At 60.5% G+C, this 24,248-nt stretch carries 24 protein-coding genes; 11 read left to right on the forward strand and 13 right to left on the reverse strand.

Going from position 1 to position 24,248, the window contains the following annotated elements:
• Nucleotides 1-584, reverse strand: a 584-nt coding sequence (locus BN1129_RS18250; protein WP_042038490.1) for a hypothetical protein, incomplete at its 3' end; no start/stop codon positions are given.
• 124 nt (nt 585-708) lie between these two features.
• Here BN1129_RS18250 and BN1129_RS18255 point away from each other — a divergent pair.
• Nucleotides 709-1,071 (forward strand): hypothetical protein, encoded by a 363-nt coding sequence (locus tag BN1129_RS18255; protein ID WP_422388454.1) that lies wholly within the window; start codon nt 709-711, stop codon nt 1,069-1,071.
• A 23-nt stretch (nt 1,072-1,094) separates the two neighbouring features.
• On the opposite strand, the gene ppa is transcribed toward BN1129_RS18255, so the two are convergent.
• Nucleotides 1,095-1,625 carry an inorganic diphosphatase gene (gene ppa / locus BN1129_RS18260; RefSeq protein WP_005313216.1) on the reverse strand — a complete coding sequence of 177 codons (531 nt, stop codon included), beginning with the start codon at nt 1,623-1,625 and terminating at the stop codon, nt 1,095-1,097.
• A gap of 234 nt (nt 1,626-1,859) precedes the next feature.
• Here ppa and mpl point away from each other — a divergent pair, with 234 nt between their 5' ends.
• Both mpl and BN1129_RS18270 read left to right on the forward strand, forming a co-directional pair.
• Nucleotides 1,860-3,230, forward strand: coding sequence for a UDP-N-acetylmuramate:L-alanyl-gamma-D-glutamyl-meso-diaminopimelate ligase (gene mpl / locus BN1129_RS18265; RefSeq protein WP_042038492.1), 1,371 nt, complete (start codon nt 1,860-1,862; stop codon nt 3,228-3,230).
• Nucleotides 3,227-3,838 carry a flavin prenyltransferase UbiX gene (locus BN1129_RS18270; RefSeq protein WP_042038493.1) on the forward strand — a complete coding sequence of 204 codons (612 nt, stop codon included), beginning with the start codon at nt 3,227-3,229 and terminating at the stop codon, nt 3,836-3,838. The genes mpl and BN1129_RS18270 overlap by 4 nt, the downstream gene beginning before the upstream one ends.
• A 120-nt stretch (nt 3,839-3,958) precedes the next feature.
• Here BN1129_RS18270 and BN1129_RS18275 read toward each other — a convergent pair whose 3' ends face one another.
• A complete protein-coding gene (locus BN1129_RS18275; RefSeq protein ID WP_042038494.1) occupies nt 3,959-4,573 on the reverse strand; it encodes a TetR/AcrR family transcriptional regulator in 615 nt (204 codons plus the stop codon).
• Between the two features lie 199 nt (nt 4,574-4,772).
• Between BN1129_RS18275 and hpt the strand changes: the two genes are divergently transcribed.
• The 3 genes from hpt (at nt 4,773) to BN1129_RS18290 (ending at nt 7,102) form a co-directional block, all read left to right on the forward strand.
• On the forward strand, nt 4,773-5,303 hold the full coding sequence (gene hpt / locus BN1129_RS18280; RefSeq protein ID WP_042038495.1) for a hypoxanthine phosphoribosyltransferase: 531 nt from the start codon (nt 4,773-4,775) through the stop codon (nt 5,301-5,303).
• Nucleotides 5,304-5,414: 111 nt separating this feature from the next.
• Entirely contained in the window at nt 5,415-6,332 is a 918-nt protein-coding gene (locus BN1129_RS18285) for an ABC transporter ATP-binding protein (RefSeq protein WP_042038496.1), read from the forward strand.
• Nucleotides 6,329-7,102 carry an ABC transporter permease gene (locus BN1129_RS18290; RefSeq protein ID WP_042038497.1) on the forward strand — a complete coding sequence of 258 codons (774 nt, stop codon included), beginning with the start codon at nt 6,329-6,331 and terminating at the stop codon, nt 7,100-7,102. The genes BN1129_RS18285 and BN1129_RS18290 overlap by 4 nt, the downstream gene beginning before the upstream one ends.
• Nucleotides 7,103-7,520: 418 nt before the next feature.
• On the opposite strand, the gene panC is transcribed toward BN1129_RS18290, so the two are convergent.
• From panC to thpR, 8 genes are all read right to left on the reverse strand, one after another.
• On the reverse strand, nt 7,521-8,378 hold the full coding sequence (gene panC, locus BN1129_RS18295) for a pantoate--beta-alanine ligase (protein ID WP_042038498.1): 858 nt from the start codon (nt 8,376-8,378) through the stop codon (nt 7,521-7,523).
• 106 nt (nt 8,379-8,484) lie between these two features.
• The gene (panB, locus tag BN1129_RS18300; protein WP_042038499.1) at nt 8,485-9,279 is read right to left on the reverse strand and encodes a 3-methyl-2-oxobutanoate hydroxymethyltransferase; all 795 of its coding nucleotides are present in this window, start codon (nt 9,277-9,279) and stop codon (nt 8,485-8,487) included.
• A gap of 63 nt (nt 9,280-9,342) precedes the next feature.
• Nucleotides 9,343-9,849 (reverse strand): 2-amino-4-hydroxy-6-hydroxymethyldihydropteridine diphosphokinase, encoded by a 507-nt coding sequence (gene folK, locus BN1129_RS18305; protein WP_042038516.1) that lies wholly within the window; start codon nt 9,847-9,849, stop codon nt 9,343-9,345.
• Nucleotides 9,850-9,860: 11 nt separating this feature from the next.
• Entirely contained in the window at nt 9,861-11,336 is a 1,476-nt protein-coding gene (gene pcnB / locus BN1129_RS18310) for a polynucleotide adenylyltransferase PcnB (protein ID WP_042038517.1), read from the reverse strand.
• A gap of 134 nt (nt 11,337-11,470) precedes the next feature.
• Complete coding sequence (gene gluQRS, locus BN1129_RS18315) at nt 11,471-12,406, reverse strand: tRNA glutamyl-Q(34) synthetase GluQRS (RefSeq protein ID WP_042038500.1); 936 nt, start codon at nt 12,404-12,406, stop codon at nt 11,471-11,473.
• A gap of 113 nt (nt 12,407-12,519) precedes the next feature.
• A complete protein-coding gene (gene dksA / locus BN1129_RS18320; protein WP_033137830.1) occupies nt 12,520-12,969 on the reverse strand; it encodes an RNA polymerase-binding protein DksA in 450 nt (149 codons plus the stop codon).
• A gap of 146 nt (nt 12,970-13,115) precedes the next feature.
• Nucleotides 13,116-13,832, reverse strand: a complete 717-nt coding sequence (gene sfsA, locus BN1129_RS18325) for a DNA/RNA nuclease SfsA (protein ID WP_042038501.1) — start codon at nt 13,830-13,832, stop codon at nt 13,116-13,118.
• 46 nt (nt 13,833-13,878) lie between these two features.
• Complete coding sequence (gene thpR / locus BN1129_RS18330; protein WP_042038502.1) at nt 13,879-14,406, reverse strand: RNA 2',3'-cyclic phosphodiesterase; 528 nt, start codon at nt 14,404-14,406, stop codon at nt 13,879-13,881.
• 215 nt (nt 14,407-14,621) lie between these two features.
• On the opposite strand from thpR, the gene hrpB reads away from it, so the two are divergent.
• The 3 genes from hrpB to gloA2 all read left to right on the forward strand — a co-directional run bounded on the left by hrpB (nt 14,622) and on the right by gloA2 (nt 20,082).
• A complete protein-coding gene (hrpB, locus tag BN1129_RS18335) occupies nt 14,622-17,081 on the forward strand; it encodes an ATP-dependent helicase HrpB (RefSeq protein ID WP_042038503.1) in 2,460 nt (819 codons plus the stop codon).
• 238 nt (nt 17,082-17,319) lie between these two features.
• The gene (gene mrcB / locus BN1129_RS18340) at nt 17,320-19,635 is read left to right on the forward strand and encodes a penicillin-binding protein 1B (RefSeq protein ID WP_042038504.1); all 2,316 of its coding nucleotides are present in this window, start codon (nt 17,320-17,322) and stop codon (nt 19,633-19,635) included.
• A gap of 45 nt (nt 19,636-19,680) precedes the next feature.
• Entirely contained in the window at nt 19,681-20,082 is a 402-nt protein-coding gene (gene gloA2, locus BN1129_RS18345) for an SMU1112c/YaeR family gloxylase I-like metalloprotein (protein WP_042038505.1), read from the forward strand.
• A 71-nt stretch (nt 20,083-20,153) separates the two neighbouring features.
• On the opposite strand, the gene BN1129_RS18350 is transcribed toward gloA2, so the two are convergent.
• Together BN1129_RS18350 and BN1129_RS18355 are read right to left on the reverse strand one after the other, a co-directional pair.
• The gene (locus BN1129_RS18350) at nt 20,154-20,474 is read right to left on the reverse strand and encodes an SMR family transporter (protein WP_042038506.1); all 321 of its coding nucleotides are present in this window, start codon (nt 20,472-20,474) and stop codon (nt 20,154-20,156) included.
• The gene (locus BN1129_RS18355) at nt 20,462-20,863 is read right to left on the reverse strand and encodes an SMR family transporter (RefSeq protein WP_084204692.1); all 402 of its coding nucleotides are present in this window, start codon (nt 20,861-20,863) and stop codon (nt 20,462-20,464) included. The genes BN1129_RS18350 and BN1129_RS18355 overlap by 13 nt, the downstream gene beginning before the upstream one ends.
• A 158-nt stretch (nt 20,864-21,021) precedes the next feature.
• Here BN1129_RS18355 and BN1129_RS18360 point away from each other — a divergent pair, with 158 nt between their 5' ends.
• Both BN1129_RS18360 and BN1129_RS18365 read left to right on the forward strand, forming a co-directional pair.
• Nucleotides 21,022-21,903 (forward strand): LysR family transcriptional regulator, encoded by an 882-nt coding sequence (locus BN1129_RS18360; RefSeq protein WP_042038507.1) that lies wholly within the window; start codon nt 21,022-21,024, stop codon nt 21,901-21,903.
• Nucleotides 21,904-22,028: 125 nt separating this feature from the next.
• Entirely contained in the window at nt 22,029-23,609 is a 1,581-nt protein-coding gene (locus BN1129_RS18365; protein WP_042038508.1) for a DUF3369 domain-containing protein, read from the forward strand.
• Nucleotides 23,610-24,248: the final 639 nt, after the last annotated feature.

Consider the following 24,248-nt stretch of genomic DNA (forward strand, 5'->3'; position numbering starts at 1 on the left):
AAGTGATCCATCTGCTCGGGGGGGGTGGGGATGGCGCTCAGCCACTCCTGCAGCAGGCCGACGCTGGTGGCCAGATCCTTGGCGGAAAACTGTTTCGCCAGGGGCCTCAGGTCTCCTTTGAACTGGTAGAACAGCTGGGAGTAGTTGGGGCGTACGCAGGGCAGCTTGCGATTGGCCGGGTGCACACAGGGCACCACCCGCATCTGGTAGAAGGCATCGTCCTGATATTGCTGGTAGGCCTGCCAGAACAGGGTCGACTCCATGCTGTCGTCGTGCAGGGTGAAGGCCTGTTCCAGATTGCGAAACTTGGTGGCGGTCTCGGGACTGGTCTGGTTGATAAGGTTGATGCTGTTGTAAAGGCGCGGGCTGATGTAGGCGTAGAGTGTCTCCAGCGGATAGTTGAGGGAGGCGTTGAGCTGGGTCATCTCGTGGCGGCTGGCGGACATGATGCGTTCGTCTGCATTCAGTCGCAGGTGCTTCTGCTGGCCGTCGGCAGACTGCCACTGCCAGCTCAGATTGACTTCGTTGGCGCCGACCGTGGATGCGAACACTAGACTTAATAACAGACCGTGTGCCAGTTTCATGATGTGCATCCTGCTCGAGGTGATACTAAACAACTAGGTGAGCTGGCCGGATTTGGATTAGCTTAGTTTTGATGATCTGGGTAACAGCCTGATAAGGCTTTAAATTTAATTCTGGAAATAAGTCATACAGGAAACCGTTATGAAGCGAATTCTACTGCTGTTGTTGCTGTCGGCCGCCTTGCCTGCGGCAGCGGGCCAGGTGTTCGTCAACAAGGGGATGTCCAGTGCGGATACCTTTGCCCTGCGGGACAAGCTGGCACGGGAGCATGAATGGCAGGAATGGCTGCGTTTTCAGCAGGCCATCAAGTGGCTGGAGGTATTGCCGGTCAACTGCGAGCTGATGAGTGTGCAGGGCGGGGGTTATCGCTGTGGTGGCGACTTTTATCGCCCCTATCGGCAGAATGGCCGTGACATCTACATCAAGGGCGATCCTGCTGGCGAGACGCGGAGTCTGCGCCCGCAACAGCCCATAAAAAAGGCGCCCTGAGGCGCCTTGTTGCGAGGGTACGCTTACTTGGCAGCGTAACGCTCGGCAGAGGTGACGATCTCGGCTTCGGCCGCAGCCTTGTCGCCCCAACCTTCCACCTTGACCCACTTGCCCGCTTCCAGCTCTTTGTAGCGCTCGAAGAAGTGCTGGATCTGGGCTTTCAGCAGCTCGGGCAGATCGTTCACATCCTTGATGTGGTCGTACTGCTTGGTCAGCTTGGAGTGCGGCACGGCCACGATCTTGGCATCTTCGCCAGATTCGTCGGTCATCTTCAGCACGCCAACCGGGCGGCAGCGAATGACGGAGCCGGCCAGCAACGGGTAGGGGGTCGGAACCAGAACGTCAACCGGATCACCATCCAGAGACAGGGTGGCGTTCACGTAACCGTAGTTGCACGGGTAGAACATAGGGGTCGACATGAAGCGATCAACGAAGATGGCACCGCTGTCCTTGTCGACTTCGTATTTGATCGGGTCGGCATTCTGCGGGATTTCGATGATGACGTAGATGTCGTCGGGCAGGCTCTTGCCAGCCGGTACCAGGTTCAGGCTCATGACGTTTCCTTCAGTGTTGGAGTCAAGTTTGCAGGCCGATATTATAGCGATGTCGCGTCAAATGACCATATTTCAAGGGCACTGTGACAGCCTTGGCTGATGACGTGCAGCCCGGGTCTGCCAAATGGTGGCCCGCTTGCCTGGGTCTATTGACGTCTCGTCACGCCCGCGGCTTGCGACCAAACGTCAACAGACCCTAGAATGCGCACTCCCTTTACTGGAAAAGGCAGCGGTATGCACATTCACATCCTCGGGATCTGCGGCACCTTCATGGGTGGTCTGGCGGTGTTGGCAAAACAGCTTGGTTATCGAGTCACTGGCTCGGATGCCAACGTCTATCCCCCCATGAGTACCCAGCTCGAGCAACAGGGCATAGAACTGACCGAGGGATATGACCCCTCCCAGCTTGATCCCGCGCCGGATCTGGTGGTGATCGGCAACGCCATGAGCCGCGGCAACCCCTGTGTTGAATATGTGCTGGACCGCAATCTGCCCTATATCTCCGGCCCCCAGTGGCTGCTGGAACACGTGCTGCAGGATCGCTGGGTACTGGCCGTGGCAGGTACCCATGGCAAGACCACGACCGCCAGCATGCTGGCCTGGGTGCTCGAATACGCCAAGCTGGAACCGGGTTTTCTCATCGGCGGGGTACCGGGCAACTTTCCGGTTTCCGCCCGTCTCGGTTCTGCCCCCTTCTTCGTCATCGAAGCGGACGAGTATGACTGCGCCTTCTTCGACAAGCGCTCCAAGTTCGTCCATTACCACCCGCGCACCCTGGTGATGAACAACCTGGAATTCGACCACGCGGACATATTCCCGGATCTCGCCGCCATCCAGCGCCAGTTCCACCACCTGATGCGTACCGTGCCGAGCAATGGGCGGGTGTTGTTCCCGAAAGCAGATGATAACCTCACCGCCGTGCGCAAGATGGGCTGCTGGAGCGAGGTGGAGCTGGTGGGTCAGGACGATGCCAAGTGGAAAGCGGTCAAGCTGGCCGATGACGGCTCCGCCTTCGAGGTGTGGCTGGATGGGCAGAAGCAGGGCGAGGTGCACTGGGAGTGCATCGGCGAGCACAACGTCAACAACGGCCTGATGGCCATCGCCGCCGCCCGCCATGCCGGTGTCATGGTGGAGCATGGCATCGCGGCCCTCTGCCAGTTCAAGTCCCCCAAGCGGCGGATGGAGCTCAAGGGCGAGGTGGCAGGCATCAGCGTCTATGACGACTTTGCCCACCACCCGACTGCCATCGAGACCACCCTCGGCGGCCTGCGTGCCAAGGTGGGTGCGTCACGCATTCTGGCGGTGCTGGAGCCGCGCTCCAACACCATGAAGTTGGGGGTGCACAAGGAGGAGCTGGCCGGTTGCTTCACTGGCGCCGACGAGGTGTTCTTCTTCCAGCCACCCAACATCGGTTGGGATCTCGGCGAGGTGACAGCTCACATGAGCCGACCGGCCAAGGTGTTCAACGATCTGGAGACCCTGATCAACCGGCTGGTGGCCGAGAGCCGCGATGGCGATCATATTCTGATCATGAGCAATGGCGGCTTTGGCGGTATTCATGACAAGCTGATCGCCCGCCTCAAGGATTACCACGGCGAACTATGAACAAAGCGATCACTCTGGCACTGACCGGCGCCTCCGGCGCCCCCTACGCCCTGCGCCTGCTCCAGTGTCTGGTGCAGGCGGACTATCGGGTCTATCTGCTCGCCTCATCGGCGGCGAGAGTAGTGCTCAAGACCGAGCAGCAGCAAGATTGGCCCGGCTCGCCGAAAGCGCTCTCTGCCTATCTCTGCCACCAATATGGCGCTAAAGAGGGTCAGATAATTGCCTGCGGCAAGGAGGAGTGGTTCTCGCCGGTGGCCTCTGGCTCGGCGGCTCCCAAGCAGATGGTGGTCTGCCCCTGCTCCATGGGCACCGTCTCGGCCATCGCCAACGGCGCTTCCGACAACTTGCTGGAGCGGGCGGCGGATGTGGTGATCAAGGAGCGCGGCCAGCTGATTCTGGTGCCCCGCGAGAGCCCTTTCTCCGCCATCCATCTGGAGAACATGCTCAAACTGGCGCGACTCGGGGTGACCATCATGCCGGCCGCACCCGGTTTTTATCATGAGCCGAAAAGTATCGAGGATCTGGTGGACTTCATGGTGGCGCGGATCCTGGATCACCTAGGGGTCGAGCACGCGCTGACCAGCCGCTGGGGCTATGCCAACGCTTGACCCGTGATTCATCACCTTGCTGGCGATCTCTGGTGACAGCGGCTGAACCGGTAGCAAAGGGACAAATAAAAACGGCGCCGACATGAACAGTCCTGCGCCGTTTGTCATTCACGAGGCGGGTTAGGCGGCCTGGATGGGGGCCGTCACGTACTTGAACAGAAAATCGGTCACATTTTCCCGTGACGGGCGTTGTGGCTGGTTGATCATCTGCATCATGACGTAACCAAAACCGGTCAGGGAGCGAGCCAGGTCCTGGGCGGACAGCACACTCTGGATCTCACCGGCATCCATGGCTCGTTGCAAATGGGGCGCGATGCGCTCCAATGCCTTGTCCAGCAGCTTGGCATAACGGGGCCAGACTTCTTCCCGCACCGATGAACTCCACTCCAGCCAGATGCTGGCATGGTCGGGTTGATCGTAGGCTGCATCGACAAACAGCTTCACGTGACGACGAATGCTGTCGTTGATTGGACCCTGGCCGGTATAGGCCTGTTCCAGCATCTGGTGAACGAAGCGTTCGATCTCGGCCAACACTTCATCCACCAGCTCTTCGCGAGTGTTGAAATAGTTGAACACGGTAGCTACCGAGACTTTGGCCTGTTCTGCTATCTCGGCGTGACCCGCACGGCCTATGCCGCGACGGGAGAACACCTCGATGGCACATTCCATCAATTGAGTGCGACGAGCTTCCGGAGAAAGCCGGGTTCGACGTCTTATTTCTGCGCGTGGTTCCATAGTTTTTTCATCTAATAGTTATTGATTATGGTGTTTATAGTATTGTCACCGATAATGCCCGAGAGCCTGCTAACTCTATCAATTAAAATAAGCCGATAAAAGCATCACGTATGCCTGACGCCTCTCGGCTTGGATGGTAGAATCCTCGGTTTTGACGTTAATGAACGGCCAAATCCCTTTGGCCATGAGGGAGTAAGTGATGAAACACACCGTCGAGGTGATGATCTCCGAGGCCGATGTGGCCGCCCGGATCGCCAAATTGGGTGAAGAGATCACCGCCCGTTATCAGGGTTCTGACGAAGTGGTCATGATTGGCCTGCTGCGCGGCTCCTGCGTCTTCCTGGCCGACTTGTGCCGCCAGACCCCGCTGCCCGTCACCCTGGATTTTATGACCGCCTCCAGCTATGGCTCCGGCCTGCGCAGTACCCGTGACGTTCGCATCCTCAAAGATCTGGATGACGACATCAAGGGCAAGGACGTGTTGATCGTCGAGGACATCATCGACACCGGCTACACCCTCAACAAGGTGCGTGAAATCCTGTCACTGCGCGAGCCGAAATCCCTCGCCATCTGCACCCTGCTGGACAAGCCGTCCCGTCGCGAGGTGCAGGTGCCGGTGGACTGGATCGGTTTCTCCATTCCGGACGAATTCGTAGTGGGTTGTGGTATCGACTACGCCCAGAAGTACCGTAATCTGCCGTTCATCGGCAAGGTAGTACCGCAAGAGTAAGCAAGGTCCAGGAATATCACGGGCGAGGTGGCCGAGCGCCATTTTTGTCTGCAAGGCGGCCCCGGCCGCCTTTTCTGTATCGAGATGGGATCCGCCATCACAGGGGTTGCAATGAACGCACTGGAAATAAGCGGCCTGAAAAAGACCTATCAGGGGGGCGTGGAAGCCCTTAAAGGCATAGATCTGACCGTCAAGCAGGGGGATTTCTTCGCCCTGCTCGGCCCCAACGGGGCAGGCAAGTCCACCACCATCGGCATCATCAGCTCGCTGGTGAACAAGAGCGCCGGCAAGGTGAAGGTGTTTGGCTACGACATCGACAGCGATCTCGAACAGGCCAAGGCCCAGCTCGGCCTGGTGCCACAGGAGTTCAACTTCAGTCAGTTTGAGAAGGTGATCCAGATTGTCACCCATCAGGCCGGTTTCTACGGCGTGCCCAAGGCCGAAGCCAAGATCCGCGCCGAGAAATACCTGCGTCAGCTCGATCTGTGGGACAAGCGTGACATGCCGGCCCGCACTCTCTCCGGTGGCATGAAGCGTCGGCTGATGATAGCCCGCGCCCTGATGCACGAGCCCAGATTGCTGATCCTGGACGAACCGACCGCCGGGGTGGATATCGAGATCCGCCGCTCCATGTGGACCTTCCTCAAAGAGCTCAACGAGCAGGGGGTCACCATCATACTCACCACTCACTATCTGGAAGAGGCCGAGATGCTGTGCCGCAACATAGGCATCATCGACAAGGGTCGCCTGATCGAGAACACCAGCATGAAGAAGCTGCTCGGCAAGCTGAGCCGCGAGACCTTCATGTTGGATCTGGCACCGGGCTCCGTCGTGCCGAATGTGCCCGAGTTCAACGGCCGCATGCAGGATGAGCGCACTCTGGAAGTGGATCTGGACAAGAGTCAGTCTCTCAATAGCCTGTTCGAGCAGCTGTCGGGCCAGCAGGTGCAGGTGTTGAGCATGCGCAACAAGGCCAATCGACTGGAAGAGCTGTTCGTCAGTCTGGTCGAGGAGGGGAGAAAAGCATGAATCTGACCACGTATTACATCGCCTTCAAGAGCATTCTGGCCAAGGAGGTGAGCCGCTTCACCCGGATCTGGATCCAGACCCTGGTGCCGCCCGCCATCACCATGAGCCTCTATTTTGTCATCTTCGGCAACCTCATCGGCTCGCGCATCGGTGACATGGGAGGGGTCAGCTACATGGAGTTCATCGTGCCTGGACTCATCATGATGTCGGTGATCACCAACTCCTACTCCAACGTCGCTTCCTCCTTCTTCAGCGCCAAGTTCCAGCGCAATGTGGAGGAGCTGCTGGTGGCGCCCGTGCCCAACTACGTCATCATCGCCGGTTACGTGGGGGGAGGCGTGGCGCGTGGCCTCTGTGTCGGCCTCATCGTCACCCTGGTGTCGCTGTTCTTCGTGCCGCTGCAGATCCACCATCTGTTCAGTGTCTGCTTTACCGTGCTGCTGACCGCCATCCTCTTCTCGCTGGGGGGGCTGATCAACGCCGTGTTTGCCAAGACCTTCGACGACATCAGCATCATTCCCACCTTCGTGCTGACGCCGCTCACTTATCTGGGCGGGGTGTTTTACTCCATCAGCCTGCTACCGCCCTTCTGGCATGGGGTCTCCCAGGTGAACCCCATCATTTACATGGTGAACGCGTTCCGCTACGGCTTCCTCGGTATCTCTGACGTGCCGCTCGGCACCGCCTACCTCATCATCATCGGCTTCATCGCCGCGCTCTACGGACTGGCCTGGTGGCTCATCTCCCGCGGTACCGGGCTGCGGCACTGAGTTGTACTCAAAACAGGGCGTCCATTCGGGCGCCCTGTTTCTTTTTGCGTTCGCGGATCCCGGTGGTTGCCGGGGGGGGGCACCATGCCCTATGAGGGCGTCTGCTCGTATGGTCCAGTGCAGGTCAGCGCTGGGGGCCTCGTTCTGCGCCTGCTCCTCACGGTAGACGCAGACGTTCTACTTGGCAGCCAGACCATCATCGGCCAGGCAGTTACGCTAGGTCTCGTTAAAGACGATGGGGAAACGCCCCTTCGGCAAACGGAGTGGCGATGTGGCGGGTGACTATGTATTGCTGGCCGCCATCTTCACGCAGGATATGGCAGCACCTGAAACCGGGCCTGCTCCTGGCCAGACTTGGGCAGGAACAGGAAGAGGCAATAAACCTCTTGGAGATGAAACTCTCTAGGTTGTGACTGACTCAGGCGTGCTGAAGCGTGACCACGCGGTTGTCGATGAGGCGGGCCTTGCCGAGATAGGCCGCCATCAGGATCACCAGTTGCTGGCTCTGGTCGGTGGCGGATTCCAGGGTCACGGCATCGACGATGTCGATGGCGTCGGTACGGAAACCTGCGTTATCGAGGCGCTGGCTGGCCTGCGCCACCAGAGAGGGCAGGTGGTGATCGACCCCTGCGATCTGCTCGGCAATCCAGTTCATGGTGCGTGCCAGCTCGGGGGCCAGCGCCCGCTCGGCCGCGGTCAGGTAGCCGTTGCGTGACGACAGAGCCAGCCCGTCTTCGGCCCGCACCGTGGGCACGCCGACGATCTCGATGGGCATGGCCATGTCGGCCACCATCTTGCGAATGAGCGCCAGCTGCTGGTAATCCTTCTGGCCGAAACAGGCCACATCCGGCTGTACCAGATTGAACAGCTTGGTCACCACTGTGCTGACGCCACGAAAATGCCCCGGACGCAGCGCTCCTTCCAGCAGGCCGGAGAGACCCGGCACCTCGACGAAGGTTTGGCTCGCCAGCCCCTGCGGATACATGATCTCCGGCGTCGGGGTGAACACCATGTCGACGCCAGCGGCTTCCAGTGCAGCGCAATCCTGCTCCAGGGTGCGCGGATAGTTGACGAGATCCTCTGCCTTGTCGAACTGCATGGGGTTGACGAAGATGCTGACCACCACCTTACCGGCATGGCGGTGCGCCTCTTTCACTAGCGTCAGGTGCCCCTGATGGAGGTTGCCCATGGTGGGCACGAATGCGATGGCACGCCCTTCACGGCGCCATTGGCCGATCTGTTCACGCAGAGCGGCAGGATTGTTAACGACCAACATCGGCAGTTCACCTTCGGAAATATCAAACAGAGAAAACGGGTTGCATCAGCGGGCAAGGGACAGCGAAACGGGGGCTTGTGCCCCCGCTCTCATCCATAGCGCCGGATCAGTTGAAACAGTGTTCGGGGCCGGGGAAGGTCCCCTCGCTCACTTGCTGCACATAGAGCCGGATGGCGGCACGTATGTCACCGGTCTCGGCCAGGAAGTTCTTGGTGAACTTGGGCACGTAACCTGAGGTGATGCCTAAGGCATCGTGCATCACCAGGATCTGGCCATCGGTGACGGGACCGGCACCGATGCCGATCACCGGGATGCGCAGCGCCTTGGTGAGGCGTTCGGCAAGGGCGACCGGTACGCACTCGAGCACCAGCATCTGGATGCCGGCTGCTTGCAGTTCGAGGGCCTGACGGTAGATCTCCTGGGCCTGGAACTCGTCGCGACCTTGCACCTTGAAGCCGCCAAACACATGGACGGATTGGGGGGTGAGGCCGAGGTGGCCACAGACAGGCACGCCATTGCGAGTCAGGTGGCGAATGCTGTCACACAGCCAGTCGCCCCCTTCCATCTTCACCATGCGGGCTCCGGCGGCCATCAGGCGGGCGGCGTTCTGGTAAGTCTGATCCGAAGTGGCATAGCTCATGAACGGCATGTCGGCGACGACCAGCGCCTTGCTGGCACCACGCGCCACACAGCGGGTGTGATAGACCATCTCATCCATGTTGACCGCCAGGGTGTCCTGACCCCCTTGCAGCACCATGCCCAGCGAATCGCCGATGAGCAGCACGTGGGCCCCTTCGTCGTCGAACAGCTTGGCAAAGGTGGCATCATAGGCGGTGATGGCGGTGATGCGTTGCCCTTCCTGCTTCATCTTCAGCAGGCTGGTGGTGGTGATCTTGCTCATAACGTTGCTCCTACTCGCCGCGTGTGTCTGTGAGGATCACAAGGGCGTCGATGGCTCTGCTCATCAGGGTTCCCCTATGTCTGCACCGGGGGCAATGATGGCAAGATCATTGTGCGGGCAGCGGGCAACCAGTTGTGCGAGCGGGGTGCCGCAGGGCAGCACCAGAGCGGGCGCAATCTCGGCAAGGGGCAGCAGTACGAACGCCCGCTCCTTCATGCCGTAATGGGGAACGACGAGGCGCTCATGCCTGATGATCCGATCGCCATAGAGCAGCAGATCGAGATCCAGGGTTCTGGGCCCCCAACGCTCATCCTTGCGCACACGTCCCTGTTCCAGCTCGATTTTTTGCAGTTGATCCAGCAAGGCCAGAGGGCCGAGCCGGGTATTCAGCCGCACCACGGCATTGACGTAGTCCGGCTGATCCGCAGGGCCCATGGGGCGGCTGCTGTAAAACGAGGAGGCCTGCTGCAACCGGGACTCCGGCAGCGCCGCCAGTGCGACGACGGCGCGGCGAGCCTGGCCGAGCGGGTCAGCCAGATTGGAGCCGATGGCAACGAAGACCTCCGTCATGACGCTGGTGGTCACTGCGCCGCTTTCGGTTTGCGACGGCGCGGGCGACGACGACTGCGGCTGTTGCTATCACGTTTCTCGCCGTCACCGCTACGGGGTTCACCGGCTTGGGCATGCTCGCCGCTCGCAGGGCGGCGGGTCGCTTCCCGTTGCAGTTGCGGGCGTACATCCGGATTGGACTCCACATAGCGTTCCCACCAGCTGGCGAGTTCGCCAAGGCCGCGTTCGACCCGGTTACGCAGCAACAGGAAGTCGTAGGCCGCGCGGAATTTCGGGTGTTCCATGGCCCGCTCGGGGTGACGACCCTGACGGCGGGTCAGTCGCTGTTGCAGGGCCCAGATGTCGCGGACATCGGTGGTGAAACGGCGCGGTACGGCGATGATCCGCACCTGGTTGTCCAGCACCTCGTTGATGGCCAGCATGAAGGCGTCGTGCCAGGGCAGACCGCTCTCATTTTCCAGTACGCGGGCGCGGGCTTCGACACAGCCCCACAGCAGGGTGGCATAGAGGAAGGCCGGGGTGACCCGCTTGTCTGCGCGCACCCGGGTGTCGGTATCGAGCAGCGCCAGTTCGATGAACTGCTCGAACGGCGAGGTGCCGTGGGGAGTGAACAGGGCGGCTACCTGCGGGAACAGCGGCTGGAACAACCCGTATTCGCGCATCAGCTTGTAGGTCGCCAGGCCATCGCCAGCCAGGAACAGCTTGAGGGTCTCCTCAAACAGGCGGGCGGCGGGGATATCCTGCAGCAGTGATGCCAGCTCCTTGATGGGGGTGGCACTGCGTGGGCTGATGGTCATGTCCAGCTTGGCGGCGAAACGCACGGCGCGCAGCATGCGCACCGGATCCTCACGATAGCGGGTCTCGGGATCGCCGATCAGCTCCAGCTTGCGCTGGGCGAGATCCTCTATGCCGCCCTCGAAATCGTGCAGGGTGAAATCTCTGGCGCTGTAGTAGAGGGCGTTGACGGTGAAATCGCGACGCTCTGCATCCTCTTCAATGGTGCCGTAGACGTTGTCGCGCAGCAGCATGCCTTCATCAGACTGGGCCGACACATGCTTGCTGGTATTGACCTGATGGTGGTGACCCCGGAAGGTGGCCACTTCGATCACGTCACGACCAAAGACGATGTGGGCCAGGCGGAAGCGGCGGCCAATCAGGCGGCAGTTGCTGAACAGCGCCTTGATTTGCTCCGGCGTCGCGTTGGTCGCGATGTCGAAATCCTTTGGCGTCCTCCCGAGCAGCAGATCCCGGACGCCCCCGCCGACCAGGTAGGCATCATAGCCACCCTTGTTCAGGCGATAGAGCACCTTGAGCGCATTCTCGCTGATCTCTTTGCGCGAGATGGGGTGCTGGTCACGGCTTAAGGTACGGCGTTGCCCGGTTACGTGGGCTGGGATGGGAGACTCCACCGACTGCTCGCCGTCTTCCTTGCCGAGCACCTTGCGGCAAAAGTTTGCGATCTGGGAAAAAATGGTACACCTCTTCATGACTTCAAATTGACGGGAGGCCAAAAAATAGCGGCCTATCATAGCTCAGGCCTGACTAAATGAAAAACGATGTGGTTCATTCAAAAAGTTCAGGCTTGGCTAAACAAAAAATTGTGTTGTCCATGTCAGCGCGCTCAGGTCTGACCCAATGCAAAGTCAGGTGCTCCCTGTGCCAGGCTGATCTTCTCTCTGGCTGGAACCCGGTCGAGCCGCCAGTGGGTAATGCCCCAGCCGATGATCTCGTCAATGCGGCTCGCCATCAGCTCGGGGGGCGGGCATTGACCGAGAAAGTGCAGCGCCTGCCACAGGGCCGGCCTGACCTCGTCCAACGCCAGTGCCGGCGCATGGTTCTGCTTCGACAACTTGTGGCCATCTGCCAGCACCGCCAGTGGCAGGTGCACCCAGGCGGGGACGCTGGCCCCCAGCGTCTGGTAGAGGGCAACCTGGCGTACCGTGGGCTCCAACAGATCGGCACCACGTACTATCTCTGTGATGCCGCTGTCCATGTCGTCCACCACCACCGCCAGGTTATAGGCGTAGAGGCCATCCCGACGGCGTATGATGAAGTCCTCTTCGGCCAGCGCCGCAGGAACCGCAATGCGGCCCTGCAACCCATCCTCGAAATGGTAGACCGGATGGTGCTGGCGCAGCCGGGCGGCGCATCCCTCGGCCCCGAGACCAAGATCGCGACAGTGGCCGCGGTACAAACCGCCGCCCGCCATGATCTCGCGCCGGGTACAGCGGCACCAGTAGAGATCGCCAGCCTGATAGAGCTGCCTGATGATCTCGTCATAACGGCCATGACGCCGGCTCTGGTACATCACTTCCCCATCCCACTCCAGGCCGTGGGCCGCCAAGGTCTGCAGTATGAGCGACGCGGCACCGGCCATCTCCCGTGGCGGGTCTATGTCTTCGATCCGCACCAGCCAGCGCCCCTGTTGCGCCCTGGCCTGCAAGAAACTGCCGAGCGCCGCAATCAGGGAGCCAAAATGGAGCGGGCCTGACGGGGAGGGGGCAAAGCGACCTGTATAGGGGCGAGTCTGGGGCGACGGGAGTGTATTCACGGGCATGGCAATTAGGGCAAGCGATTCATTGAAGCTGCATTCTGGGACGCCCCGACCAAAAGCTCAATAAAAAAGGGAGCTCGCAAGCCCCCTTTTTTCAGTTATGCCAGTGGTCGGTATCAACCGGCCATCTGTTTTTCCTTGATTTCAGCAAGTGTTTTGCAGTCGACACAGAGGTCGGCTGTCGGACGGGCTTCCAGACGACGGATACCAATCTCGATACCGCAATGCTCGCAGTAACCGAAGTCATCGTCTTCAAGCAGCACCAATGTCTTCTCGATCTTCTTGATCAGCTTGCGTTCACGGTCGCGGGTACGCAATTCAAGAGCGAACTCTTCTTCTTGCGCGGCGCGATCCACGGGATCCGGAAAGTTGGCAGCCTCATCCTTCATATGGTCAACGGTGCGGTCAACTTCCTGCATCAGTTGGTTGCGCCAAGCTCCCAGGATCTTGCGAAAATGTGCCTTTTGTTGGTCATTCATGTACTCCTCACCCGGTTTTTCCTGGTAAGGCGCTACACCCGCAATGGCCAGGGGGCCCAGAGATTTCCTGTTTTCGCCTGTTGGCATGCCCTGTCTCCTAATTCAGCACGCTACCCGTGCCATCCATAAAATGAGGGCGACATCTATATCAGAAGGGTAATGCGTAGGCAAACAAGCCGTACCAATTATGTTACCCATCCCAACTTTTATTCGCTGCCCTCGGGTAGCAGGTGTCAAGATTCAAACGGGATGAAATCTTGGGCCACCATGCTCTGCACCCCAAGATGGGGTCGATAGCATAAAATTTCAACCCCTGCCGCCATTGACTGCTCAATTAGCTGACTATAGAGCGGATCTATGTGTGCTGCAGGGCGCATTCTCACTATTCCGGAGTGCAAAACCATAAATAGCAACACGGCTCTGTGCCCTGCCGCCTTCATGGCCATCAATTCACGCAAATGCTTGGCGCCACGACTGGTGACCGCATCGGGAAAGTAGCCCATGCCGGCTTGCTCCCGCTCATCGAGCAGGGTCACGGATTTCACCTCTATGTAGCATGAGGGCCTGTGGTCATCTTCCAGCAGCAGGTCGATGCGACTGTTCTCTTCGCCATATTTCACTTCTGTGCGCAGCCTGGCGTAGCCAGCGAGCGGGGCCATCGCCCCCTGTTCGATCAGCTCGCGGGCGATCTGGTTGGCCCGCGCCGTGTTGACGCAGATGAAGTGACCCGCCGGGCTCTCGGCGATTTCCCAGCTGTGGGGCAGCTTGCGCTTGGGGTTGTCGGAGGTGGAGTACCAGACCCGGGTGCCCGGCTCGGCGCAGCCGGTCATGGCACCGGTATTGGCACAGTGGATGGTGATCACCTCGCCGTTGTCCTGCCGGATATCGGTCAGGAAGCGCTTGTAGCGGGAGATGAGCTGCCCGGACTGCAGGGGGGGATCGAAGATCATGGTGCGGTTCTCTCTTTTATAGGCAGGAAGTGAGGGCGCGCGGCTGTCACGACGCTATCTTCTCTCTGGCGCGCAGGGGCCAGCAGGCGAGCGGTTCATAGCGCGTCCCGTCCGGGGTGGCAATGGATTGATAGAGGCAGAAGTGATCCGCGTGCAGCAAAAAATCCGGTGCCGGCAAGGTGTCGGGCGCCTTGCTCGCCTTGCGCGACAGGGTGACGTGGGGACGATAGCCCTGCTCACCGTTGCCAAGCCCCAGCTTCTCGCCGTGACGACGCAGCGCCCTGGCCAGCACGTTCAGCTCGTTAGGCCAGTCACCTGGTCCCACCCAGGCCGCCTTGGCCCGGCTGAACCAGCCGGTCTCATCCAGCTTGATGGTCAGCGGCGGACAGTGCTGCCGCTCAGCGGCGGCCATCAGGCGGGCCGTGGTGACCTGATCTGCTTCACCGAGAAAGGCCAGCGTCAGGTGGAGATTCGCTTCGGGGACCGGCTGGCCCGGCCAGGGCCGTTGGTCACGCCAGTCGACCAGTTCGGGGGCAAGCCGGTGCAGGGGCAGGGCAAAGAAGAGTTTGGCCATTCTGGGGAGTATGCCTGTTCACGCTCATAACATGGCCCCATTCTATGGCAGCTACGGTGGTCATGTCTCGCCGCAGCGTATCCTGGCGAGATGGCCATGAATGCCAGGGTAACCGTGGTGGTCATGTCTTGCTGGTGACATCTGCTCACGGTGGTGGCGGATGCTATGGCAGAATGGGCGCCGTTTTAAGGTCATCACAGAAGGTGCTCGCCGCTTTGTCCCAACTCCCCATAGTGTCCGTGTTGCCAGCGCTGTTTGCCGCCATCGACAGCCATGCCAGCGTGATCCTGCAGGCGCCCCCGGGCGCGGGCAAGTCGACCCTGCTGCCGCTGGAGCTGGTGTGCCAAAACCGGCTGCCCGGTCGCATCCTCATGCTGGAGCCTCGTCGTTTGGCGGCGCGCAACATAGCCAGCTTTCTGGCCCGTCAGCTGGGGGAGCCGGTGGGAGAGCGCATCGGCCTGCGAGTCAGGGGCGAGAGTCGCACCAGTGCCAGGACCCGACTCGAGATCGTCACCGAGGGGGTGCTGACCCGGATGCTGCAGCAGGATCCTGAGCTTGCGGGCGTGTCGCTCGTCATCTTCGATGAGTTCCACGAGCGCAGCCTGCACGCCGATACCGCCCTGGCCTTTGCCATCGAGAGCCAACAGGGGCTGCGGGATGATCTCAAATTGCTCATCATGTCCGCCACCCTGGATGGCATGGCGCTCGAGAGCCTGTTGCCTGACGCCCCCGTCATTCGCTCCGAGGGGCGCGGCTTTCCCATCGACTATCACTATCGCCCCCTCAATCGCCAGCAGTGGCTGGAGCCGCAAGTCGGCGCCGTCGTGCTGGAAGCACTCGCCAGCCATGCCGGCAGCGCCCTGGTGTTCCTGCCGGGGCAGGGGGAGATAGAGCGGCTCGCCCAGTGGCTGGAGGGACGGTTGCCGGATGACGTGCGCCTCGCACCGCTCTACGGGCGCCTTGACATGGCGGCGCAACAGGCCGCCATCGAACCGGCACAGGTCGGTCGCCGTAAGCTGGTGCTCACCACCAATGTGGCTGAGACCTCCCTCACCATAGAGGGCATCCATATGGTCATCGACAGCGGGCTGGAGCGGCGCGCCTCCTTCGATCTGAAAAGTGGCGTCACCCGGCTGGAGACCCGCCAGATCGCCAGGGCGTCCGCCACCCAGCGGGCGGGCCGCGCTGGTCGTCTCGGTCCTGGCGTCTGCTATCGGCTCTGGAGCGGTGAAGTGCAGGAGCGTCTCGCCGAGCAGAGCCCGCCGGACATACTGACGCAGGAGCTCACCGGCCTGCTGTTGGACGCCGCCCAGTGGGGCGCTAAAGTGGAAAGCCTGCCACTGCTGGACATGCCCCCCGCCGCCGCCGTAGCCAGCGCCCAGCGGCTGCTGGTCAGCCTGGGTGCCATGACGCCCGAGGGTGAGCAACAACTTACTCCTGCTGGCCGTGCCATGGCGGCCTTCGGCACGCACCCTCGGCTGGCGCGCATGCTGCTGCGGGCCCGTGCGCTTGAGGCTGAGGGTCTGACAGGGACTGTCGCCGATGCCGCTTTCCTGGTGGCGCTGCTGGAAGAAGATCTGCGAGGATCTGAACGCCTCTCTGTGCTGTTTCACCGCCGTCTTGGTGCCCTGCGGCAGGGGGCGGCCCGCTGGTTCGAACGCCTTGGTGTCAGGTCTGGCGCATCACAACGTCAGGCCCAAGGGCAGTGGCTGGGACTGCTGTGCGCCCTCGCCTGGCCGGATCGGATCGGCAAGTTGCGCAGTGGCAGCCGCTATCAACTCAGTAGTGGGGTGAGCTGCGATCTGGTAGAAGGTCACCCATGCCAGGGACAAGCGGCCCTCATCGCCATCGAGATGGGGCAAAACGATCGCGGCAGTCGCATCTTTATCGCCGAACCGGTCGAGCTGGACGAGCTGGCGCGCCAGCTGCCGGAGCTGGTGAGCGAGCGCCAGTGGTTCGACTGGGACGAGCGGGAAGAGCGTGTGCGGGCTGAACGCCAGCTGGTGATCGGGGAACTGGTGCTGAGCCAGCGACCGTTGACCGAACTCTCTGACGAGCAGAAAGGACGCTGCCTGCTGCAAGGCATTCGCCGCAAGGGGCTGCATGTGCTGCCCTGGGACGAGAGCAGCGAAGGGCTGCTGGCCCGTTTGCGCTGCGCCCGCGACTGGATACCGGATGACGGCTGGCCCGCCATGGACGACGAAAGCCTGCTGGCCCGGCTGGAAGAGTGGTTATTGCCAGCCCTGAGTGGCATGACCCGGCTGGAGCAGCTAAAGCGGCTCAACCTCAACGACATCCTGCGTCAATCCCTGCCCTGGCCACTGCCCAAGCGGCTGGACGACGCGCTGCCGAGCCACTTCACGGCGCCGACCGGCAGCCGGGTGCGTATTCGTTATCAGCCGGGTCAGGCGCCGGTGATCCCGGTGCGCATTCAGGAGATGTTCGGGCAAGGTACGACCCCGTGCGTGGCCGATGGCCGGGTGGCGCTGGTGGTGGAGCTGCTTTCGCCTGCCCGGCGGCCGCTACAGATCACGGCCGATCTTGCCGCCTTCTGGGCCGGTTCCTACGAGCTGGTAAAAAAAGAGATGAAGGGGCGTTATCCCCGCCACTATTGGCCGGACAATCCGCTGGAAGCGATGCCGACTAGCGTCACCAAGAAGAAGATGGGGATGTAGGTTGGTGCTGAGCCGCGCGAAGCCCAACTCCAGCAGATTACCCTCTCCCTGAGGGAGAGGGAACCGATCGAGGTTGGTGTTTGCCCCCTTCTCCCCTTGTGGGAGACGGGTTGAGGATGAGGGGTTGGCATCCATTTGTCTGGCGAAATGAAACCCGAGATTCAGATTTGATTGGTTAATCCCACTCGGACGTTCGCGAACGCGACATAACAAGTAGAAAGGAAAGCAAAGAGGATTTATGGCAACGCAACGACGCAAGCGCGCACCCAAGAAGGTGGCGCCCAAACGCACCATCTGGCGCACGCTGTTCTGGCTCGGCTTCAAGCTCTCCCTGGTGGTGGCCGCTTTCATGGTGGTGTTTGGCATCTACCTCGATACCAAGGTGCGTGAGCGCTTCGATGGCGAGAAGTGGCAACTGCCGGTGATGGTCTACAGCCGTCCGTTGGAGCTCTACCCCAGCCAGCGCCTCTCCCAGACCCAGATGCTGCGTGAGCTCAACATGCTGAGCTACAAGCAGGTGCGCCAGCCTCACACGCCAGGCGAGTATGCGATCAACGGCAACCGTATCGAGCTTATTCGCCGCCCGTTCGCTTTCCATGATGGCGCCGACGGTGCGCGCGGCCTGCGTCTCACCTTCAACGGCGCGCGGCTGGAGGGGATCCAGTCGCTGGAGAATCAGCGCCAGCTCGGCTACGCCCAGATGGACCCGGTGCTGCTCGATCGCCTCAACACCGAGGATCGGGAGGATCGCCTGCTGGTGCGCATCGCCGAGGTGCCCGACAGCCTGCTGGTGACCCTGCTCACCACTGAAGATCGCGACTTCTACCAGCACGGCGGCGTCTCGCCGGTGGCCATACTGCGCGCCATGGCGGCTAACGTGCTGGCCGGTCGCACCGTGCAGGGGGGCAGCACCCTCACCCAGCAGCTGGCCAAGAACTTCTTCCTGACCCGCGAGCGCAGCCTGTGGCGCAAACTGCAGGAAGCCTACATGGCGGTGCTGATCGACTATCGCTACAGCAAGGACGAGATCCTGGAGGCCTACCTCAACGAGGTCTATCTGGGGCAGAACTTCTCGCAAGGGGTCTACGGCTTCGGGCTCGCTTCCTATTTCTACTTCGGTATTCCGGTCAACGAGCTGGACATCGATCAGGTGGCGCTGTTGGTGGGGCTGGTGAAGGGGCCTTCCTATTACGATCCCTGGCGTTTCCCGGAGCGGGCCAAGGCCCGGCGTGATCTGGTGCTCAAGCTGCTGATGGATCACGGCAGCTTGCAGCCGGCCGAGTACGAACTCGCCAGCAAGCAGCCGCTTGGCATCATCACCCGTGGCCAGATGAGCTATGGCCGCACTCCGGCCTTCATGGGGCTGCTCAAACGCGAGATCCAGAGCCGTTTCGGCGCCGATCTGCTCAAGCAGTCCGGCCTCAAGATCTTCACCAGCCTGGATCCCATCGCCCAGCACGCCGCCGAGCAGGCGGTGGCATCGGGTCTGACGCTCATCGAGAAGCAGCGTGGCAAGAAGAAGCTGGAGGCGGCCATGGTGGTCTCCGACTGGCACAAGGGCGAAGTGGTTGCGCTGGTGGGGGGGCGGGATCCCCGCTACGCCGGCTTCAACCGGGCGCTGGATGCCCGTCGCCAGATCGGTTCCCTGGTCAAGCCGGCCGTCTACCTGACCGGCCTCTCTAACGGCCTGACACTGGCGAGCCCGCTCAAGGATCAGCCGATCCGCCTTCGCGGTCAGGATGGTCAGGTCTGGACACCGCAAAACTACGATCGCAAGTTCCGCCAGAGCGTGCCCCTGATGGATGCACTGGCCAGCTCCCTCAACGTGCCGACCGTCAATCTGGGTCTGCAGGTAGGGTTGGAGAAGGTGGTGGATACCCTGCACAAGCTGGGTGTCGAGCAGGAGATCCAGCCCTATCCGTCGCTGGTGCTGGGGGCCGTGGCCCTGTCACCCATGGAGGTGAACCAGATGTACCTGCCCATCGCCAACCAGGGGCTGACCCAGCCGCTGTCGGCGATCCGCGCCGTGGTCAACAGCGATGGCAGCACTCTCTATCAGCATGATCAGACCGCCAAGCGGGTCACGGACGAACAGGCCAGCTGGCTGACCCTGTTTGCCATGACCAAGACGGTGAGCCAGGGCACGGCCCGTGCGCTGAATGCCAAGTTCCCCGGCGCCACTATGGCCGCCAAGACAGGCACCACCAACGAGCTGCGCGACTCCTGGTTTGCGGGATTGGACAACAACGAGCTGGTCAGCATCTGGGTGGGCCGTGACGACAACACGTCCGCCGGGCTGACAGGGGCCAGCGGTGCCCTGCAGCTGTTTAGCGGCTACATGAGCCAGCGTGGCGTCAACAGCCTGACGCTGAAGATGCCGCAAGGGGTGAGCTGGGCCAACTTCTCCCGCGCCAGCGGCGCCCGTGTGGTCAGCGACTGTCCGGGTAGCCTGCAGGTGCCGGCCAAACTGGCCGGGCTGGCTGAGCCCATGAGCTGTGGCAGCCCCGCACCGCGCAGCGCACTGGATGACTGGTTCGGTGGTTTCTTCAACTGATAGACGAAACGGGCAGCCCTGGCTGCCGGTTTGACTGGAGTGCATATGACTTTCCCGTTGTTTGAGGCCATCCATCATGTGGCCATCATTGCCAGCGACTATGATCGCTCGCGCCACTTCTATCACCAGGTGCTGGGGCTGCCCATCCTGGCCGAGACCCTGCGCGAGGCACGTCAATCCTGGAAGCTGGATCTGGGCCTGCCCGATGGCAGCCAGCTGGAACTGTTCAGCTTTCCGACACCTCCCGCGCGGCCCTCAAGGCCGGAGGCCTGCGGTCTGCGCCACCTGGCCTTTCGGGTCAGCGAGCTTGACCGCGTCATCCGGCATCTGCAGATCCATCAGATTGAGGTGGAGCCGGTGCGGGTGGATGAACTGACCGGCAAGCGCTTTACCTTCTTTGCCGACCCCGACGGCCTGCCGCTGGAGCTCTATGAAGCGTCGTGCTGACCCTGCGTCGACCCAACAAAAAAGCCGCCCGCAGAAGCAGGCGGCTTGGCTAAGTTATTGATGGCTCGCTATCAGGCGGTGGTCAGCATGGCTACCGCTAGTGCCATCACCATCATCCCGGCCCACCCGATGGGCTTGAGTCGCTCACCAAAGAGCAGCAGACCACCCAGTGCAGTACCCAGAATACCGATGGCTCCCCAGGTGGCATAGGCAACGGCCAGATCGATCTGGCCACCGCTCACAACCTTTGACAGCAGGGTAAACGCCCCCAGCACCAGCACAATACCCAGTACGCCCCACCCTTTGTAGTGGAAACCACGCGAGCGGTTAATCGCCATATTGGCACCGATATCCAGCAGGGCTGCGCCAAGTACGATAATTAACGGGTGCATACAGCCTCCTTCGCGTTATTTGTTTCATTGCTGGCAACAGGGTCGTCATGGGTCTCTCCCATGGTCACCATAACAATACCCACTATCGCTAGTGTCAGGCCGATCAACTCCTGCGCATTCAGGTCGTAATCGAGGAACATCACGGAAACGACAGTGATCAAGGCAATCCCCAGCCCTTCCCACAGCGCGAATGCAATACCAATGGAGATTGTTTTGGCGGCTTTGGCCAGTAACAGGTAGGAGATCGATATCAACACCCACATCGGCAGGTAATTCATCCATCCCGCCGCGTTCTCGGGGATCATGGCCATGCTGGATGTCCCCGCCACTTCGGTGATGATGGCGCCCGTCAAAAATATGCGCGCTAACAGCATGCGACTGATTAACATATATTTTCCTTTGGTTGCTGCGACGGGAGAGAGGATAACCGCAGCCACAATAAGGACAGGAATCGCTGAGCGTCGATTTATCAGACGCTAATGGTTTGCCTTGCGATCCAACGACACGCTAAGGTGGTGATAGGAAACTCCGTCAGGACGTCATCATCATGAAGCTTTATCAGATAGAACTCTTTGTCGAGTCTGCCAGCAGCGGCTCTATCGCCAACACGGCGCGCCGTCTTGGCAAGAGCCGCAGTGCGGTCAGCACGGCGATCGCCTCTCTGGAGGTGGAGCTTGGCGTCGAACTTTTTGAACGCGGAGCCAACCGCTCCCAATTGACCGAGATCGGTGAGCTGGTGCTGGATGATTGCAAGCGACTGCTGCAGGCGGCCAACAGCCTGCAACTCAAGTGTGAACACTACGCCTCTGGCGCCGAGGTGGCGCTGCGAGTCGCGCGGGATGACGCCATCCCGGAGCAGGTATGGCGCGAAATGCTGGGGGCGCTGCGCCACCAGTTTCCCGGTACCAGTATCTCGCTGGTGCTGGCCTCGCCCCCCGAGCTGCCCGCCCTGGTGGAAGAGGGGTTTGTCGATGCCGCCTTCGGCCTCATCACCGAGGAGCAGGAGCGTAGCGGCCTCAGCATCGATGTGCTCAATCCGATCCGCACCCTGATGGTGGTGGCGCCGAGCCACCCGCTGGCCAGCCTGAAGCGGGTGTTGCAGCAGGACTTGACCGGTCATACCCAAGTCACCCTCTCCTACGTGGATGAATTTTCGGTCAAGAGCCTGCTCCCCATCGGTGGCCAGCACATAGGCCTCTCCAGCTTCGAGTTGATGCGGGATGCTGTGCTGGACGGGCTGGGTTGGGCCGTGCTGCCTTCTCCTTTGATCCAGAGCCAGCTGCGGCAGGGGGAACTGCTGACCCTGAAACACAAATTCAGCCTGCAATGGCGCGATTATGGCGTCTATCTGTCGGAAAATGCCTATCATGGCAAGGTGCTGGCGTGGCTGAAGAGGGCGATCAAAGCCTATTTGGACCCTTTCGAATAAGCAGACAAACCGGGCGTCCCTGGGCCGTTGATCTGGGGCTTAACGCAGCGGCTTCTGGTGAGCCATCGTTGTCTGATGGTACATACTGTCAATACACTCATGCAGCGCCAGGAGGCGTGAACGATATGAGCAATGCCCAAGACAAGGATGAGATCTGGCTGGATGACGACATCATAGAGCTGGACGATGATGAGGTCGTGGTGACCAAGGCGATCAATCCATGGCAGGTATTGATAGTGGACGATGAACCGGATATTCATCATGCAACCCGGCTGGCACTTTCCAACATTCAGTACAAATCCCGTTCCCTCGAACTCCTCAACGCCTACAGTGGTGCCGAAGCGGCCCGTATGCTGCTGGCCAACCCGCGCATCGCCCTGATCCTGCTGGATGTGGTGATGGAGACGGAAGATGCGGGCCTGCGACTGGTACACCAGATCCGCAACGAGATGCACAACAGCCTGGTGCGGATCGTGCTGCGCACCGGCCAGCCGGGTCAGGCTCCGGAGCAGCGCGTGATCCTCGACTACGACATCAACGACTACAAGACCAAGACGGAGCTGACGGTGCAGAAGCTCTACACCACTGTCATCGCTTCGCTGCGCTCTTACGAGAGCCTCAGCGCCATCGACAAGAACCGGCAGGGGCTCAGCAAGATACTGGAGGGCGCGGGGGATCTCTACCACCTGCACTCCCTGCGGGAATTTGCCTCCGGCGTGCTCAAGCAGATCAGCGCTATTCTGGATGTGGGCACAGAGGGGGCCATCTGCGTCGAGCGCAGACCGGGAACCCAGGAGTTGGAGATCCTCGCCGCCACAGGTGACTATGAAACCCTGCTCGTCGATGTGCCATTGAGCACCTTTCCAGCGCTGTACGACTCTGTGTTAAGCGCACTCGCCAATCGCCGCAACTGTTTCGAACACCCGCAGGATGCGCTTTATATCGCCGCCCAGAACGGCCGTGAGTTTGTGCTCAATTTCACGCCGACCCAGCCGCTCGATCCCCTCGAATGCGATCTGCTGGATGTGTTCTGTCAGCGGATTTCGGCTGCATACGACAACCTTTATCTCTACAACCAGCTGTTGCGTGCCCAAGAGGCGACCGTGGTTGCGCTGGCCGCGCTGGCGGAGTTTCGTGACTCGGATACCGGCGAACACGTGCTGCGGGTGCAGAAGCTGTCCGATGCCATAGTGGCCGAGATGCAGCAGGCAGGGGTCTATCCCGAGGAGCTGACCTCCGGCTTTGTCGACATGATCGGCATGGCCAGCATACTGCATGACGTCGGCAAGGTCGGCACCCCTGATCACATACTGCACAAGCCGGGGAGATTCGAGCCGGATGAGCGGCTTGTCATGGAGCAGCATGCGGGCATAGGTGCCAACATCCTCTGCAAGGCGGGCGAGATGGTGGAAGGCACCAGCTATCTGTCGCTAGGGGCCGAGATTGCCCGTGCACATCACGAGCATTTTGATGGCAAGGGTTACCCGGAGCAGCTGGCGGGGGAGGCGATACCGCTGTCGGCTCGCATAGTGGCGGTGGTCGATGTGTTCGATGCACTGCTCAGCAGGCGCCCTTACAAAGAGCCCTGGACGCTGGCACAAACCATGGAATACATACAGTCCCGCACTGGCAGCCAGTTCGATCCCCTAGTGGTGCAGGCGCTCAATCGGCTGGTGGCACAGTCTCGGCTGCCTTACGAGGTATGAGCACGTTAGTCTGAAAGTCAAAAAGGGGCCATCAGGCGAAGGTCAGTCAGTGAAGCACTTTTTGATTTAATATTCGCCGTTTTTAATATTAAGAACGGTGCCATGGTTAAAGGTGACATTTGGATTACACCCTTGCCATGATTAGCATCCAATAAAACGAGGGAGGCATCATGCCTCCCTCACTCACTCTTTAGGCCTTATACCTCGCGGGTTGGGACTCAAATTCCCTTAACTGTGTTGCGTTAGGCTCATCGCTACGGCTTGTCTGGTTACCCTGCTTATATTTATGTGATTCATGTCATTATTTTTCTGTTCTAAAATACTGCGCTGGTTGGGGGGGATCGTCTGCATGAGCAAGTTGGTGCCGTGTTATGTGGTGAGGGGGCTGATCGCCACCAGCTGGAGTGCTTTGCTTGCTCATCGAGTTTGGGATCTGGCCAAATTTCATCAGGGAGCCCTGAAGTTAAGCCGTCGCTGAAAGATTTTTTGTCGTTACATGGTACTCAATCATGTGTGAGCAGAACGATGTTACTTCATCTCAATAGCTGTTCCGAATCGTAGATCACTGGAGGCAGGGAACTCAGTCCAGTTTGTGTGATCTCATTAGTCGCCAAACAAAACAAGTCGCACCCAAAGGAG

The sequence above is a fragment of the Aeromonas popoffii genome (assembly GCF_000820025.1).
GTDB classification, from domain to species: Bacteria; Pseudomonadota; Gammaproteobacteria; order Enterobacterales; family Aeromonadaceae; genus Aeromonas; species Aeromonas popoffii.

Excerpts from the sequence above, each read along its gene's own strand:
- ppa (WP_005313216.1), bottom strand. The coding sequence starts at position 1,625 with ATGAGCCTGAACCTGGTACCGGCTGGCAAGAGCCTGCCCGACGACATC.
- mpl (WP_042038492.1), top strand. The coding sequence starts at position 1,860 with ATGCACATTCACATCCTCGGGATCTGCGGCACCTTCATGGGTGGTCTG.
- BN1129_RS18270 (WP_042038493.1), top strand. The coding sequence starts at position 3,227 with ATGAACAAAGCGATCACTCTGGCACTGACCGGCGCCTCCGGCGCCCCC.
- BN1129_RS18275 (WP_042038494.1), bottom strand. The coding sequence starts at position 4,573 with ATGGAACCACGCGCAGAAATAAGACGTCGAACCCGGCTTTCTCCGGAA.
- hpt (WP_042038495.1), top strand. The coding sequence starts at position 4,773 with ATGAAACACACCGTCGAGGTGATGATCTCCGAGGCCGATGTGGCCGCC.
- BN1129_RS18285 (WP_042038496.1), top strand. The coding sequence starts at position 5,415 with ATGAACGCACTGGAAATAAGCGGCCTGAAAAAGACCTATCAGGGGGGC.
- BN1129_RS18290 (WP_042038497.1), top strand. The coding sequence starts at position 6,329 with ATGAATCTGACCACGTATTACATCGCCTTCAAGAGCATTCTGGCCAAG.
- panC (WP_042038498.1), bottom strand. The coding sequence starts at position 8,378 with ATGTTGGTCGTTAACAATCCTGCCGCTCTGCGTGAACAGATCGGCCAA.
- panB (WP_042038499.1), bottom strand. The coding sequence starts at position 9,279 with ATGAGCAAGATCACCACCACCAGCCTGCTGAAGATGAAGCAGGAAGGG.
- folK (WP_042038516.1), bottom strand. The coding sequence starts at position 9,849 with ATGACGGAGGTCTTCGTTGCCATCGGCTCCAATCTGGCTGACCCGCTC.
- pcnB (WP_042038517.1), bottom strand. The coding sequence starts at position 11,336 with ATGAAGAGGTGTACCATTTTTTCCCAGATCGCAAACTTTTGCCGCAAG.
- gluQRS (WP_042038500.1), bottom strand. The coding sequence starts at position 12,406 with ATGCCCGTGAATACACTCCCGTCGCCCCAGACTCGCCCCTATACAGGT.
- dksA (WP_033137830.1), bottom strand. The coding sequence starts at position 12,969 with ATGCCAACAGGCGAAAACAGGAAATCTCTGGGCCCCCTGGCCATTGCG.
- sfsA (WP_042038501.1), bottom strand. The coding sequence starts at position 13,832 with ATGATCTTCGATCCCCCCCTGCAGTCCGGGCAGCTCATCTCCCGCTAC.
- thpR (WP_042038502.1), bottom strand. The coding sequence starts at position 14,406 with ATGGCCAAACTCTTCTTTGCCCTGCCCCTGCACCGGCTTGCCCCCGAA.
- mrcB (WP_042038504.1), top strand. The coding sequence starts at position 17,320 with ATGGCAACGCAACGACGCAAGCGCGCACCCAAGAAGGTGGCGCCCAAA.
- gloA2 (WP_042038505.1), top strand. The coding sequence starts at position 19,681 with ATGACTTTCCCGTTGTTTGAGGCCATCCATCATGTGGCCATCATTGCC.
- BN1129_RS18350 (WP_042038506.1), bottom strand. The coding sequence starts at position 20,474 with ATGCACCCGTTAATTATCGTACTTGGCGCAGCCCTGCTGGATATCGGT.
- BN1129_RS18355 (WP_084204692.1), bottom strand. The coding sequence starts at position 20,863 with ATGTTAATCAGTCGCATGCTGTTAGCGCGCATATTTTTGACGGGCGCC.
- BN1129_RS18360 (WP_042038507.1), top strand. The coding sequence starts at position 21,022 with ATGAAGCTTTATCAGATAGAACTCTTTGTCGAGTCTGCCAGCAGCGGC.
- BN1129_RS18365 (WP_042038508.1), top strand. The coding sequence starts at position 22,029 with ATGAGCAATGCCCAAGACAAGGATGAGATCTGGCTGGATGACGACATC.